This is a genomic window from Paraflavitalea sp. (assembly GCF_059502485.1).
Window position 1 is genome coordinate 592,594 of record NZ_JCACET010000004.1, and the last position, 15,869, is coordinate 608,462.

Annotated in this window: 12 protein-coding genes; 9 read left to right on the top strand and 3 right to left on the bottom strand. The window is 46.8% G+C overall.

What is annotated here, in order from left to right; translation table 11 throughout:
* Positions 1–74: 74 nt before the first annotated feature.
* Positions 75–1,289: a diaminopimelate decarboxylase gene (lysA, locus tag AC5JBY_RS02355; RefSeq protein ID WP_495902936.1), complete on the top strand. Its 1,215-nt coding sequence runs from the start codon at positions 75–77 to the stop codon at positions 1,287–1,289.
* A 185-nt stretch (positions 1,290–1,474) separates the two neighbouring features.
* Here the strand turns inward: lysA and AC5JBY_RS02360 are convergent, their stop codons facing one another.
* Positions 1,475–2,056 carry a hypothetical protein gene (locus AC5JBY_RS02360; protein WP_495902937.1) on the bottom strand — a complete coding sequence of 194 codons (582 nt, stop codon included), beginning with the start codon at positions 2,054–2,056 and terminating at the stop codon, positions 1,475–1,477.
* A 360-nt stretch (positions 2,057–2,416) separates the two neighbouring features.
* Between AC5JBY_RS02360 and AC5JBY_RS02365 the strand changes: the two genes are divergently transcribed.
* The 4 genes from AC5JBY_RS02365 to AC5JBY_RS02380 are packed head-to-tail and all read left to right on the top strand — an operon-like array spanning position 2,417 to position 6,458.
* On the top strand, positions 2,417–4,021 hold the full coding sequence (locus AC5JBY_RS02365; protein WP_495902938.1) for a C1 family peptidase: 1,605 nt from the start codon (positions 2,417–2,419) through the stop codon (positions 4,019–4,021).
* Between the two features lie 52 nt (positions 4,022–4,073).
* The gene (locus AC5JBY_RS02370) at positions 4,074–4,571 is read left to right on the top strand and encodes a thioredoxin family protein (RefSeq protein WP_495902939.1); all 498 of its coding nucleotides are present in this window, start codon (positions 4,074–4,076) and stop codon (positions 4,569–4,571) included.
* Positions 4,572–4,605: 34 nt separating this feature from the next.
* Positions 4,606–5,058 (top strand): DUF4442 domain-containing protein, encoded by a 453-nt coding sequence (locus AC5JBY_RS02375; protein ID WP_495902940.1) that lies wholly within the window; start codon positions 4,606–4,608, stop codon positions 5,056–5,058.
* On the top strand, positions 5,055–6,458 hold the full coding sequence (locus tag AC5JBY_RS02380) for an MBL fold metallo-hydrolase RNA specificity domain-containing protein (protein WP_495902941.1): 1,404 nt from the start codon (positions 5,055–5,057) through the stop codon (positions 6,456–6,458). The genes AC5JBY_RS02375 and AC5JBY_RS02380 overlap by 4 nt, the downstream gene beginning before the upstream one ends.
* Positions 6,459–7,312: 854 nt before the next feature.
* On the opposite strand, the gene AC5JBY_RS02385 is transcribed toward AC5JBY_RS02380, so the two are convergent.
* A complete protein-coding gene (locus AC5JBY_RS02385; protein WP_495902942.1) occupies positions 7,313–8,005 on the bottom strand; it encodes a LytR/AlgR family response regulator transcription factor in 693 nt (230 codons plus the stop codon).
* Positions 8,002–8,406, bottom strand: a complete 405-nt coding sequence (locus AC5JBY_RS02390; protein ID WP_495902943.1) for an Hpt domain-containing protein — start codon at positions 8,404–8,406, stop codon at positions 8,002–8,004. The genes AC5JBY_RS02385 and AC5JBY_RS02390 overlap by 4 nt, the downstream gene beginning before the upstream one ends.
* Before the next feature lie 81 nt (positions 8,407–8,487).
* Here AC5JBY_RS02390 and AC5JBY_RS02395 point away from each other — a divergent pair, with 81 nt between their 5' ends.
* From AC5JBY_RS02395 to AC5JBY_RS02410, 4 genes are all read left to right on the top strand, one after another.
* Complete coding sequence (locus tag AC5JBY_RS02395; RefSeq protein WP_495902944.1) at positions 8,488–10,623, top strand: hybrid sensor histidine kinase/response regulator; 2,136 nt, start codon at positions 8,488–8,490, stop codon at positions 10,621–10,623.
* Between the two features lie 427 nt (positions 10,624–11,050).
* Positions 11,051–11,695: a DUF4136 domain-containing protein gene (locus AC5JBY_RS02400; protein ID WP_495902945.1), complete on the top strand. Its 645-nt coding sequence runs from the start codon at positions 11,051–11,053 to the stop codon at positions 11,693–11,695.
* A 262-nt stretch (positions 11,696–11,957) separates the two neighbouring features.
* A complete protein-coding gene (locus AC5JBY_RS02405; protein ID WP_495902946.1) occupies positions 11,958–13,913 on the top strand; it encodes a sialate O-acetylesterase in 1,956 nt (651 codons plus the stop codon).
* Positions 13,914–14,036: 123 nt separating this feature from the next.
* Positions 14,037–15,605 (top strand): S10 family peptidase, encoded by a 1,569-nt coding sequence (locus tag AC5JBY_RS02410; protein WP_495902947.1) that lies wholly within the window; start codon positions 14,037–14,039, stop codon positions 15,603–15,605.
* The last annotated feature ends 264 nt before the right edge of the window (positions 15,606–15,869 follow it).

Here is a 15,869-nt window from a genome sequence, read left to right on the forward strand (position 1 = left end):
AGAGCAATGCTTTTTGAGATACAAATGTCACAGCACCTGCTGTGACATTTTTTTTACCAGTATATTCGCAAACTATGTCACAGCATCTCTCAAAAGAATATTTAGCCCAACTGGCCGGCGAGTTCGGCACACCCCTGTACGTATACCATGCAGAAAAAATAAAAGAGCAATACCAGAAGCTCACCACTGCTTTCAGTAAAAGCAATACCGTATTCTTTTACGCCAGCAAGGCATTGACCAATGTAAACATTCTTAAATACATATGTTCCCTTGGGGCCAGTGTAGACTGTAGCTCCATCAACGAAGCAAAGCTGGCCCTCCATGCAGGGTTCCCGCCGGAGCGTATCCTGTATACCTCCAATGGCATTTCCTTCAGTGAGATTGCAGAAGCCAAAGAGCTGGGCATCATCATCAACATCGATAGCCTGTCCAATCTCGATAAATTTGGAGCGGCTTATGGCCACAGCTACCCGGTAGGCTTACGCTTACGCCCCAATATCATGGCAGGTGGCAACATCAAAATATCTACCGGCCACGATAAAAGTAAATTCGGTATACCCGTAGACCAGATCGATCAGATACTGGCCATCGTAAAGAAACACAACCTTCGCATCAGCGACCTGCACATCCATACCGGCAGTGAGATAAAAGACGTAGATGTATTCGTGAAAGGTATAGAAGTACTCTTCGACATTGTGCCCCAGTTCAAAGAGCTGGAATTCATCGACCTGGGCGGTGGTTTCAAAGTACCCTACAAAGAAGGCGATGTGGAAACAGATATCAACCTGCTGGCACAGAAAGTAGGAGAGGCATTTGCAGCCCATCCCAATCCTGGTGGAAGGCCCTTGCAGGTTTGGTTTGAACCCGGTAAATTCCTGGTAAGTGAATGTGGCTATTTCGTTACGCAGGTCAATGTAATGAAAGAAACTTCCGCCGCTACCTTTGTAAGCGTAGACAGTGGGTTCAACCACCTCATACGCCCCATGTTCTATGATGCCTACCATCATATCGAGAACATCAGCAATCCCGATGGCGAGCCAAAGAAATATTCAGTTGTAGGCAACATCTGTGAAACAGACACCTTCGCGTGGGACCGTACCCTCAATGAAGTAAGAGAAGGAGACTACCTCGTGTTTCGCAATGCCGGTGCGTACGGGTTTGAAATGTCATCCAACTTCAATTCTCGCTACAAACCGGCCGAAGTGTTGGTGATAGATGGAAAGGCGCACCTTATTCGCAAGCGCGATGAGTTTAAAGACCTGCTGCGTAACCAGATTGAAGTGTTATAACTAAAAGCTGAATGTCACCCTGCCTGTCCCGCTCTGCGGGAAGCTTGTCGAAGGGTACTTGAAGAAAGTAATAGTAAAACGGGCCTTTCCCCTACGGAAGGCCCGTTTTTGTTTTCATGCTATACTTTACTTTCTGCGGATCAGAATGTTTTAAACTCGTTGCCTCGATGGCTTGATGCCTTTTATTATCCTAAATACGTATAGTCGATCCTGATACCTCTGAAAAGTCGTACATCTTTCTCACTAAGTTTACCGGTACCATACACTTCCATAAAATACAGGTACTTGTCTTTAATTAAACCACCCGCATCGAAATGGTCGATATACTTGGCTACAAAGTTATCCGGAGCTAATGTGGCAGGAGGTAAAAAGTCGATCGTTACTTCTACTTCACCACTGGGGCAATGATGATCGATACTCTTCTTCAGAATGAAGAACTGCATATCTTCTGTACCTGTATTCTTATAATAGACAGTTACAGATTTGATCACAGCATTCACTGGTAAAGGAAGCGCTGCTACGAGGCCGGTACCTGCAACTACCGTCTGGCGGCCTTCCTGGAAGTGATCTATATAACCCAGGCTGCTATCGGCAGGGAAGAAGAAACGCGAATCAACATACAATACATGTTGACCTTTGCTTCTGATTACAGGATCTGATTTGAGCGCTTTGGTAGAAGTTGCTTTTAAAGCTTTCTTGGTTGTAGCGGCTTTAGGAGGTGGAGCTTTCTTAGCTGCTTTTTTGGAGGTTTTCTTTTTTAGAGCCATGTTACTTTATTTAAGGTTATGATGGTGACGAACGATGCGGCAAGTTACTCGCTTTGCCAGGTGCATAAAATACCACGATGTGGTAAAAATTCTTTTGAAGGCTAAATCTGATTGCTCTTCAACTTCGTACATAACTATAGTTAGCATTGCTGGAATAATGATCTTTACTGCTGGGTTTTCTAAAAGAGCTGCACTGGGTGTGTAGCTCTTTTTTGTTGTACGTTATCTATGCAAATGCATTGCCAATGTCGCACTACCCATTTACCATTGACTACTCACCACACTCTTATTTATTATTTTCTTCATGTAGCATTTCTGAAATCTTGGTACATTTAGTTACAGAACCAAAACTCTTTCCAGATGCCTATACGTATGACCGATGATCCACAGGATCAACAAGATAATAGTAACGACAATGGTGGTGGTGGCCGTTCCAATTTTCCCGGTGGGGGCGGTGGTGGAGGCGGATTGTTCAACCTCTTGCCTTTGCTGCTTGGGCTTTTCCGGGGCAAAGGCATCATATTCTTGTTGGTCATCGGAGTAGGAGCCTACTTCCTGTTGGGTCGGGGCGGCGGCGGTTGCAACCTCGGTCAGATAGCGCAGCTGGCTACCGGTGGGTTCCTCGACCCGCGCCAGTTTGAGAAAGCCAGCATCTATGAGCCGCTGGCAGATGATGATAACAAGAACCCCCTGCCTGAAAGTGCCAACCTGCAGCGGTTTGCACCCGCAGTAGGCAACCAGGGACAGCAAGGAAGCTGTGTGGCCTGGAGTAGTGCCTACGGCGCCCGCACGATCCTTGAAGCAGCGCGTACCGATGGAGCGCCCAATAGTCTGCGCTTCAGCCCATCCTTCCTGTATAACCAGATTGGCTTGCAGGGATGCCAAGGCTCCTACATTATAAGGGCCATGGAATACATGACACAGCAAGGTTCCGTTGCCTACGATAAATTCCCTTATACCGACCAGGATTGTACACGCCCGCCCAGCCAGGATCTGATACAGGACGCAGGCCAATACAAGATGCGCGGCTTCAACCGTCTTTCAAAAGGCGATCGCACCGACCAGATCGATATGCGGGCCATCCGCGAAAACCTCTCACAAGGTGCTCCTGTGGTGATTGGTATGATGGTAGGCTCCAGCTTTATGCAGTCTATGGCAGGCCAGGACCTCTGGCAGCCCGAGCCCGGCGATCAGCAAATGATGGGCTTTGGCGGCCATGCTATGTGTGTGGTAGGATACGACGACCGCAAATACGGAGGAGCATTCCTCATAATGAATAGCTGGGGACCAGAGTGGGGCAACAATGGATTTGCCTGGGTGCGATATGGCGACTTCAGAACATTCGTGCGCGAAGCCTATGGCCTGGAGCCAATGGCAAAAACAGGTGCCGCTGCCAACCAGCCATTTGAATGTGAAGTAGGGCTGGTGCCGGTAGAAGAAGAAAACGGCAGAATGGTACCTAAAGGATATATACCACTCCGGCTTACCGGTAACAACGTGTTTGAAACAACTTCACCCGTACGGCCCGGCAACCGCTTCAAAGTAGAAGTAAAGAACAGCACAGAGTGCTACATCTATGTGTTTGGCAAGGAAACAGATGGAACCAGCTACACCCTGTTCCCCTATCCCAGCAAAGATGATCCGAAGAAAACAAAATACGCCCCCTTCTGCGGCATCACGGGATACCGGTTATTCCCGAAAGACAAGAGCATGACGCCCGACAGCATCGGCAACCGTGATGTAATGGCAGTGGTGGTGAGCAAAGAACCACTCGACTGGTATGCACTCAATGAGCAGATCAGCCGTAACCCGCAGACAGATTACGCAACCCGTTTAAACAATGCCTTATCTGGCCGCCTTATCAGGAATGTACGTTTCGACAATACTGGCAAAGGCACCATGCACTTTAATGCAGGAGGCGACGAGAACAAAGTAGTAGCCACTATTGTTGAGGTCATTAAATAATGTACTATACATGATCGGTTCGTTCACGAGTTTCTTTAACTACTCAAAACAGATGAAACAATTACTACTTAGCGCCCTTATCCTTTGTGGTGCCATAGCACTGCAGGCGCAGGACATGAAAACCTTTAAACTCTATAATCCGGCCGAAGACGCGGAAAAAGCCCTCAACGAAAAGATCAGACAGGCAAAAGCGTCGGGTAAAAACGTATTTGTTCAGATAGGCGGAAACTGGTGCATATGGTGTGCCCGCTTTCATGAATTTATCACCAAAGACGCCTCAATAGATTCGCTCATCAATGCCAACTACGTGGTTTATCACATGAACTGGAGCAAGGAAAATGAGAACGATAAACTCATGGCACGTTTTGGATACCCACAGCGCTTTGGCTTTCCTGTATTTATTGTATTGGATGGGAAAGGTAATAGGCTGCATACGCAAAACTCAGCTTACCTCGAAGAAGGTAAAGGATATAGCAAAGGAAGGGTGATGGAGTTCTTTAACAATTGGTCACCCCAGGCGATTGACCCCGCAACCTACAAGAAAAAATAGCATGTCGGATACTGCACAAACCTTCATACAACTCATGAAGCATCCTGTTAAAAGCAGGATCTTCCTCTTTACCAAATTACCTGCTGCCTTCTTTTCAGGCGTGCGCCTGATGGATGTAGACGAGAAACAGTGTACCGTAACAGTACCGTACAAGTGGTTTTCACAAAACCCGTTCCGTTCTACCTACTTTGCCTGCCTGGCGATGGCGGCCGAGCTTACCACCGGCTCGTTGGCCATGGTGCATATCTACAAGCGCAAGCCTGCTGTGTCCATGCTCATTGTAAAAATGGAAGCTACCTATCTGAAGAAAGCCACCGGTATAACAACCTTTACCTGTGTGGAAGGAGCTGCACTAAGAGAAGCGGTAGAAAGAGCAATTGCCACAGGCGATTCACAGACCCTGGTAACCCGTTCTTCAGGCGTTAATGAACAGGGAGAATCAGTAGCCGAATTCTTATTTACATGGTCCTTTAAAATAAAAAAATGAAAATTGCTTTCCACGGAGCTGCCCGTACTGTTACCGGCTCCAAACACTTGCTGTCATTGACAAATGGAAAAAAGTACCTGCTCGATTGCGGAATGTTCCAGGGAATGGGAGTCGAAACAGATGGCCTCAACAACAACTGGGGCTTCGATCCCCGGGAAGTGAACTACCTCATCTTATCTCATGCCCACATCGACCACAGCGGCCTGATACCTAAACTGGTGAAAGATGGGTTCCACGGAAAAATATTCAGTACCCCGGCCACCAAAGAACTTTCAGCCATATTGCTCGAAGACTCTGCAGGTATCCAGGAAAATGAAGTAAAATACGTCAACAAAAAACGCGCTGCCGAAGGAAGGCCCTACATAGAGCCTTTATACACCACGGAACATGCATGGGAGGCGATGGGCCTTTTTGAAACGGTAGAATATGGGGACTGGCATGCCATCGACGAAAATGTAGAATTGATGTATACGGACGCGGGCCACATCATAGGAAGTGCGGCAGTGCACCTTCGTGTTAAAGAAAATGGCAAGACCACGCGCATTACGTTCAGTGGCGACGTAGGTCGCTACCGCGATGTGATCCTGAAGTCTCCCGCTAACTTCCCACAGGCAGATTACATCCTGCTCGAATCAACCTATGGTAATAGCCTGCATGATGTACATCTTACAACACCGGATCAGCTATTACAGTGGATCGAAAAAACATGCCTGCAAAAGAAAGGAAAGCTGATCATGCCTGCCTTCAGTGTAGGCCGCACACAGGAATTGTTATACGCACTGAACCAGCTCGAACTGGAAAACCGTCTGCCAAAGCTGGACTACTTTGTTGATAGCCCCCTAAGCATAGAAGCCACTGAACTATTAAAACGTTTCCCCCAATACTTCAACAAGCACATACAAGAAGTATTGAAAACAGACAATGATCCATTTGGATTTACAGGATTGAAGTATGTAAAAACAGTAGATCAATCTAAACTGCTCAACTTCCGCAACGAACCTTGTGTCATCATCTCAGCCAGCGGTATGGCAGAGGCTGGCAGGGTGAAGCACCACATCAGCAACAGCATCGAAAACAGCCGTAATACAATACTCCTTACTGGTTACTGCGAGCCAGGATCACTGGGTGGCCGTCTCATGGCAGGCGCTAAAGAAGTAGGCATCTTTGGTGTGCGGCATGAAGTAAATGCTGAGATCGGATCGATCCGCAGCATGAGTGCCCATGGAGATTATGAAGACCTGAGCCAGTTCCTCGCTGGTCAGGACCCTCGTCAGGTTAAGAAGCTATTCCTGGTGCATGGAGAATACGAAGTGCAGGAGCAATTTAAACAACGCCTGATGCGAAAAGGATTCACGGATATCGTTATCCCGGAACGCCATGATGAGATCGGATTGGGATAAAATAAAAAAAGCTGCTTCACGGAGCAGCTTTTAATTCTTTACTGTGGGTCGTCAAACGTCTTACTAAAAAATTGATATGGTATCAGACATGGGTCAAGATAGAATACCGGATGCACGTGGCCATCATAGACATTGGCAGAGGTTTTCCTTCGAGGAGATTACTTTCTATCCGTATAAATCTTTCAAGGGATAGTTGGATGAAGCGCGGCCCCGTGAAGCCGTCTTGAAGAGTAGTCCGGGACAGGTGCCGGACCTTCGATAAAACAAAGATGCAGATTCTTTTAACTATAACCTATTTTTTTCGCCAAACAGTGGCCGAACGTCGTTTTTTGGAAGCAGGCTCATGTTGGTCAACCACTTCTAAAAAGAAACAACCGAACCAGGTGGTTCGGCTGTTCCCAATGAAGCCCCGGGTTGGGCGATGGGTAAAGGCTGGAGCATTTTACCCATTAGTTTTCATTCGTGTACGGACTTCATTTGCGTAACTAAGAGTATCGAGATAACCGTCGCGATCAATGAGTTTATAAGGAGTTTGCTTTGGTAGCTTTAGCGTCTCGTTGCTTGCTGATACAAAGGTGTAAAAAGGAGCGCAGGGGGGGAAGTTTTTTAGATTTTTGGCCGTAAAAAGGCGCCGAAATGACCTGATTCTTCGATAAACCAAAAGGGATAAAACTGGTGAAAAAGGGGCTAAAATGACCTAATAAACTGATAGCTAAATTGTTGAATATGTTGGGAGGAAGTCATTTCGAACGAAGCACTCTCTACCTTGTCATTTCGAACGAAGCGATAGCGGAGTGAGAAATCTGCCTGCGCCTCAAGCGGGTATCAAAGCAAAAGTGTATTTGGCTCGCAGCTTAAATGATGTTGAGCCGCTTCATTACTTCGCTCCGGTGAGCCTTACTGATGGGGATCTCATTACCCTTGATAAAGAGATCGTTTTCGCGGATATCGTCGATCTTGGTAATGTTAATGATATAGGAGCGGTGCACTTTAATAAAACAACTCTTATTGACCTTCTCTTCGAGGTTCTTGATGGTGTTGTGCGTTACATACTTCTTATCGCCCGTTACAAACTTCACATAATCCCCCATACTTTCAATGTACAGGATATCGTCATTATTCAGGCGGACCAGCTTGCCATCACTCTTGATGAAAATGTGATCAGTAGCTGTACTGGAGATATTGTTCTCTGCGGAAGGAGCCGTAAGCTTTTGCAGCGATTCCAGGAAGCGTTGATAAGTGAAAGGCTTCTTCAGAAAGTCAGTTACATTATATTCAAAGGCATCGTAAGCATATTCACTCTTGGAGGTCGTAAGCACTACCTTGGGAAAGTAGGCCAGTTGATCCAATAGCTCAAAACCGGTAGCGCCGGGCATCTCCACATCCAGGAACAATAAGTCTACCGAATGCTGGTTCAGGTACACAAGCGCTTCCTGTACATTCGGAAAATGAGCCTCCACATCTATCTGGCCACTCTTTTCGCAACACTTGGCCAGGTAGTCAGCAGCTACTTGCAGGTCCTCTACGATGACGCATTTTAAATTCATACCGGATTGGAATTAAAGTCTTTCAACTTACGAAATTCAGCGGCTATGATCATCTTACCCTCCTCAAGAGAGGCCATTAAATTTTTATAGTCCGATTTTAATTCTTCTGTTTCAGATGCTGTAAGACAAGCGTCTTCGAAATCCCCGCATTGTTGTTGGATGTCCGTTAGACCTACAAAGCCAAAGGCCGGCTTTACTTTATGGACCCCTTTCTTCAGGTCAGCCACACTGCCACCTGCATAGGCAGCTTCGATAAACGCAATATCCTGGTCGAAGTGCTGTAGCGTCACCGAAAACACTTCCTCTATATAAGAATAGTCGTCAGCGTACAAGCTGAAGAGATAGTCGCCGTTGATTTTTTCATTGAAAATGAAATGCTTAGGTAGGGTCGGCTGATTCATAAGAAATAGATTTTCGGTTTTTTCGTTACATAACAGGTTAATAAACCTGTTTTTGTGAAAAATGCCTAATTCAATAACTCTATGAAGGAGAAATTATTATATCTGGGGTGGTCAATTTACCGGGATATTGTGTTTTCCGGCCTGCAGGATGGTATCACAAAAGACCAGCGAAAAAAGATCATCGGCTTTAACCAGTTCATACTCCTTGCATTACTGGTTAACTTCTTCTCCGTTATATCCTACTTCTACCATAAACTCTATATCAGCGCCCTTATTAATATTACGTCAGCATACTTCTTTTTGCTGGCCTTCTATTTTGGCTCGCGCCGTAAGCTCGAAGTGGGGCGTATCATAGCAGTGGTAAACCTCAACCTGTACCTCATTGTTATCAGTTATATAGAAGGGCTTAAAGCAGGGGAATACCTTTTCTACTTCCCTTACTTCCTGGTTCTCACCTTTGTAGTTAGTATCCGGCGAAACTCACGGGAGCTCTTCATAGTATATGCCATTACCGTTATAGCATCACTCATTTGTTTGAAGCTGTCACCATATACCAATACAGTACAGGTCATCAACGATGCATTGTATACACGATTGTATAGCAGTAACCTGGTCATATCTCTTTGCATGACCATCATCTTCTCCTATTCGATCCTCCGGGTCAATAAGGACAATGAAGTGGCGATCCTGCAGGAGAAAAAATTCGGAGATACGATCTTCAATACTTCACTCGATGGAGTATTCATCATCTATACCCAGTCGGGCATCATTGCCAGTTGTAACTTGCGGGCATTGGAACTCTTTGATGTAAAAGAAAAGAGAGAGATAGAAGGATCGCACATAGAGAATTGGTTCGATGAAGACCATATACGCCGGTTCAATGCGATAGAGAAAAACGTGACAGATGGAACACAAAGCTGGCAGGGCGAGCTGGCCTTTACTACCCAAAAAGGCCGCACCTTTCATGGCTATGTGAGCCTGGCGCCATTCTCCTATAAAGATATAGGATACACCAAGATCAGTATTCTCGACGTGTCCCACGTGAAGATGACAGAGTTTGAATTGATGAAAGCCAAAGAAAAAGCTGAAGTAGCGGCCAAGGCCAAATCACGCTTCCTCTCCAACATGAGCCATGAACTCCGGACACCATTGAATGGTATCATTGGTGCTTCCAACCTGCTGGTACAGGAAGAACACCTGTCTTCCCAGAAAGCGCACCTCGATATTTTGAAATTCTCTTCCGAGCACATGATGATGCTCATCAATGATATCCTCGACTACAACAAAATAGAAGCAGGCAAGCTGGAACTGGCTGAAGCACCGGTGAACATCAAAGAGTTCATCAACCAGGTGTCTACCCAGTTCGCTTCACAGGTAAGAGCAAAAGGATTGGAGTTTAAGACAGATATAGACGATAGATTGGATGCAGAATTCATTACCGATGAAACTCGCCTCAACCAGGTGTTGAGCAACCTGTTGTCCAACTCCATCAAGTTCACCCATTCGGGTAAGATCACGCTGGCTGTGCGCAAACTGTTTGCCTCCAGTACCAAAGCCACCATACAGTTTATTGTGATGGATACTGGTATTGGCATACCCCGCAATAAGCACCGGGAAATATTCGAGACCTTTACACAGGCCGACGTCAACACTACCCGCAAATATGGAGGTACGGGATTGGGCCTCGCCATCACCAAGAAGATCGTTAATAAATTCAATAGCGACCTGTTGCTGGAAAGTGAAGAAGGCAAAGGAAGCGCCTTCCATTTCACGGTAGAGTTGAAGATCAACGAAAGCAGGCCACGCTATATCCATGAAGAAAATGCAAGCCAGCTGAAGCAGTTGCCAGGCACCCGGATACTCATTGCCGAGGACAACCCGGTAAACATGGCCATTGCCAAGCGTTTCTTATCTAAATGGGGTATACAGGTAACCGAAGCGGTCAACGGAAGAGATGCGGTAGAGAAATTTAGAAAGGAAGAGTTTGACCTGTTACTCATTGACCTTGAAATGCCCGAAATGGATGGCGCCACGGCGCTCCGGGAAATACGCAAACTCAACAACAACATACCGGTAGTAGCCTTTACAGCCGCAGTATACGACAACATGCAGGAAGACCTCTTGCAGAAAGGGTTCACCGACTTCATCCACAAACCCTTCCGTCCCGGCGAGCTACATTCCAAAATAGCATACCTCGTCTCCGCACTAAGAGCTTAAGTAAAGCCGCTCGATATAATTTGTCAAACAGATTATTTGCCAAAGATGAGACACCTTTGGTCTGCGCAGCAAACATTGCTTAGTCCCTCCTTTAACTTAACGGAGTAAACGAATTGCCCGGTCCCTTTAGGGCCGGGATTCTGTGACTATATCTCGTTTTTTTGGGCTTTAGCCCAATTGCAAAAAGCCTTCTTTTCAACCTATCAACCTGTTAACGTCTCAACCAACATATAACAATTCAACCCACACTACAGTTCACTGTCCTTCTGTTGTCTTCCCTTATCAACCTATCAACCCCGTCAACCTTTCAACTTCCCCTCAATTAACTTTTCCCTAACCAATCTTTCACAAAACTTTATTGACGCTCCACTGCCATCTTACGTTAATAAGAGTGATAACAACTTTCGCAACATAAAAGCAATGTGACATGAAGAAGTGGAAGCAAAGTACAATGGCCTTGATGATCCCCGTGTTGCTGGCAGTAGGATGTGCGGCGCCGGCCCACGTGGAAAAAGACGACACAGCAGATTTGTCCCTGTACAAAACCTTTGCCTGGGTAACCAGTGAAAGCAATGACCAAAAGGACCAGAAGAACAACAAAAAAGAAGACAGGAAAGACGACAAGAAAGAAAACAAAGACAACAAGGTCAGGCAAAATGACCTTACCGACAGACAGGTACAGTTGGCAGTAGGCAAAGAACTCGCAAAGCAGGGTTGGAAAGAAGATAAGAACCGTCCCGATGTGCTCATTAGTTATGATGTGTTGGTCGAGAGGGCTACCCGCGAGTCATCCAATCCGGTTTACTCACGTCCCTACAGCAGACTTTTCTACAATCCTTACCTGCGTCGCTACGGCACCATCTACTACCCGTCCATGTTCCTCGGATACGATGACAACGCAGTATCTGTTCGGGAAGGAACACTTACAGTGACGATGGTAGATGCTAAAACAGATCAAACAGTATGGCAGGGGTGGACGACCGACGAAGTGAGCAGCCGTCATCTTACACAAAAAGAAATTCAAAATAGTGTACGGTCAATCTTCAGGAAATTTGAAGTGGTTTCACGGTAATTGGAACAAACGGATCGAAGGTTATTGAATGAAAAACTTGGATGCCGGTACGGCAGGAAAAAACATCCTGATTTCGTACCGGCATCCCTCTTTTTTACAGGTAGTTAGGGCTTTTTAGGCTTGTTCCCTGATCCTGTACTGTATTTCGTACGCTGCAACCCGGCGTCTGTATGCAGGATTCTTGCGGCTGTATTCTGAATTCTGTATTCTTTTCCTTTACTTTAGCTGCTCAAACGATTTTTCAAAACAGCCAAATTTCAATATGAAAAGACTTGTCCTTTGCATGGCGGTACTCCTCGTAGCCCGGTTCGCACATGCCAACGTTACCCTTCCCCGCATTTTCGGCGATAATATGGTACTTCAGCGTAATAAGCCAATCCCGGTTTGGGGTTGGGCAGGCGCCAATGAAAAGATCACCGTACAATTCAACAAACAGGTCAAAACAGTAAAGGCCGATAAAGCAGGACAATGGAAGATCGCCCTTGATCCTGAGCAGGCCGGTGGCCCCTTCACATTGACCGTGAAAGGAAAGAATAGTCTTACCATCAACAACATTTTGGTAGGAGAGGTGTGGATCTGCTCAGGTCAGTCCAATATGGAATGGCCGGTAAACAGCAGCAACAACAGAGAAGAAGAGATCAGGAATGCCAACTACCCACAGATACGGCATATCAAAATACCTAATATCACTGCTACTTCACCTTTGAAAGATATTCCCAGCGGCGACTGGAAAGTATGCACCCCCGAAAATGTGCCCGCATTCACCGCTGTAGGTTACTTCTTTGCCCGTGAATTGAACAAACAACTCAATGTACCCATTGGGCTTATTAATACATCATGGGGTGGCACAATGGTAGAGACCTGGACCAGCAAAGAAGCCTTTGAGAACAGCGAAGAGTTTAAAACACTTTTTGCCAACGCACCGGTGGCCAACCTGGAAGAAAATGCAAAAAAACAGGCGCAACAACTGATACAAAAAATAGAAGCCCAGCAAGGGCCGCTCAAGGCTGGCATGGAAACAACTGGTTGGAATAGCCTCACCTTGAATGATGACAACTGGGCACACATGCAGCTTCCTGGCGTTTGGGAAACGCGCGGCCTCACAGATATGGATGGCATCGTATGGTTTCGCAAAACAGTCAATATCACCGATGCACAAGCTGGTAAAACAGCTACCCTTGAATTGGCCAAAGTAGATGACATCGATGAAACCTGGGTCAACGGCGTAAAAGTGGGTGGCACGGCTCAGTACGATGCAGACCGCAAGTATACAATACCTGCAGGCGTGTTGAAAGCTGGTAAAAACGTGATCACCGTTCGTGCAACTGATGGTGGAGGTGGAGGCGGTATCTATGGAGATGCGGCAGCCATGAAACTGACGGTCGACAACCAGGCACAATCATTGGCAGGAGATTGGCGCTACAAAGTAGAGGCCCTGCAGGTAAACAGCAAGCTGGGGCCAAACAGTTATCCCACATTGCTGTTCAATAGCATGATCAATCCCCTCATTCCTTACGCTGTCGGGGGAGCCATCTGGTACCAGGGCGAAACCAATGCAGGCCGTGCTTACCAATACCGCAAAGCATTCCCCCTCATGATCACCGACTGGCGCACCCGTTGGGACCAGGGCGATTTCCCTTTCTACTTCGTACAATTGGCCAGCTTCAATGCTGGTAATGGCGATACTAAAAAAGGAAGTACCTGGGCCGAGTTGAGAGAAGCACAGACCAACACCCTCGCATTGCCCAACACAGGCATGGCAGTCACGATCGATATTGGCGAATCAAAAGACATCCATCCCCGCAACAAACAGGATGTAGGCAAACGCCTCGCAGCGATCGCGCTCAACAACATTTATCAGAAGAACGGAGAATACAGCGGCCCCACATATCAGTCAATGAAAACAATGGGCAACAAAATCGAGCTCACCTTCACCCATGCTGCAAGCGGCTTTATGGCAAAAGACAAGTACAGCTACATCAAAGGATTTGAAATAGCCGGAGCCGACCAGCAATTCTATTTTGCACAGGCCCAAGTGGTGGGCGATAAAATAATAGTGTACAGCGATAAGGTGGCAGCCCCGGTATCAGTGCGCTATGCCTGGGCCGATGACATGCCGGAGGCCAACCTCTACAACAAAGAAGGATTCCCGGCCCTGCCTTTCCGCACGGATAGCTGGAAGGGCATCACTGAACAGGTACGTTACGAAATAAAGTAATATTGCTTTGTTCTTAACGAATATGAACCAACAATCATTGATCGGCAAGTAATAACCGTCCAATTCATCATATTCGCTTAATTCCTAAAATTTCGTGTAATTAGTAAAACCAATTCGTGTATTATGAGAAAGTCTCTATTGCTACTGGCTGCTATTTCTACTACCGCCCTCACCTTTGCACAGCAAAGGCAGGGAGGAGGAGGACAAGGACAAAGGCCAACAACTCCGCCCCCGGCTACACCTGCTGCCGTAAAAGAAGAAAGGCAGGCCCCTTCAAAGCCCCTGCTCGATCCCGATGCATCCGTGACCACCAATCATGAAGTCACTATCAAAGGGCAACGTATTCCTTACAAAGCAGTGGCTGGCACACTGCCGGTGTGGGATGAAGAAGGAAAAGCCATCGCAGGTCTCTTTTATACTTACTATGAAAGAACAGATATTAAGGACAAAGCACCCCGTCCGTTGGTGATCTCCTTCAATGGAGGACCCGGTTCAGCTTCCGTGTGGATGCACATTGCCTACACCGGCCCCGTATTACTCAACATCGATGATGAGGGATATCCCATTCAGCCCTATGGCATCAAAGAAAATCCCCACTCTATACTTGATGTTGCTGACATCGTATATGTGGACCCCGTGAATACTGGCTTCTCAAGGCCCACAAGCAAAGATGTACCCGGTAGCAGATTCTTTGGCGTAAGAGCCGACATCAAATACCTCGCAGAGTGGATCGGCACCTTCGTTACCCGTCAGAATCGCTGGGCTTCACCCAAGTACCTGATTGGTGAAAGCTATGGTACTACACGTGTATCAGGACTGGCGCTCGAGCTGCAAAACTCTCAGTGGATGTATCTCAATGGTGTAGTGCTGGTATCGCCTACAGATCTGGGAATCGAAAGAAGCGGGCCGGTAGAAGCTGCCCTGCGTTTACCCTATTTTGCAGCCACTGCCTGGTATCATAAAATGCTGCCAACTGATCTGCAGCAAAAAGACCTTACGGCCATGCTGCCAGAGGTGGAGGAGTTTACAGTCAATGAGCTGATCCCTGCTATCGCCAGGGGTGGTTTCCTGCCAGAAGCAAAAAAGAAAGAAGTGGCAGCTAAGATGGCCCGCTATTCAGGCCTGTCAGAAAAGATCATCCTGCAATACAACCTCGATGTATCGACCAACTTCTTCTGGAAAGAGTTGCTGCGCGATAAAGGATGGACTGTAGGCCGTCTCGATTCACGCTACAAAGGCATCGACAGACAAGATGGAGGTGAGCGTCCCGATTTCAATGCAGAGCTTACTTCCTGGTTACATTCCTTTACACCGCCCATCAATATGTACCTGCGCAATGACCTGAACTATAAGACCGATTTGAAGTACAATATGTTTGGTCCGGTAAATCCATGGGATCGCAGTGGTGATCAAACGGGAGAGAACCTTCGCCAGGCGATGGCGCAGAATCCCTACCTCCATGTATTTGTGCAGTCAGGATACTATGATGGCGCTTGCGATTACTTCAATGCGAAATATGACATGTGGCAGATGGATCCAAGCGGCAGGCTGAAAGGCCGTCTTAGCTGGGAAGGCTATCGCAGCGGACACATGATGTACCTGCGCAAAGAAGACCTTGCTACCAGCAACGAGCACATCCGTGAGTTCATCAAAAAGTCCTTACCCAAACCCGGCGTACCCGCCAAGTACTAAGACAGTTGATGTCAGGTTGAGCCTGTCGAAACCTATATACAAAATCATAAAGCCTCCGCAAGGAGGCTTTATGATTTAAAAAGAGCGGCCATGCAGGGCCGCTCAAAATTCGCCTCGAAACCTGCCTGAAAAATTTTGCTCCTGCCAGCTTTGGGCCGTCCTTATAATACCTTGATTTATCTCGTTACTACAGCGCTCTGCAACCTGCCAAACCAACCCTTCGCTGAAGTATACAATTGATAGAGGCGCGCTTACACTTAAACA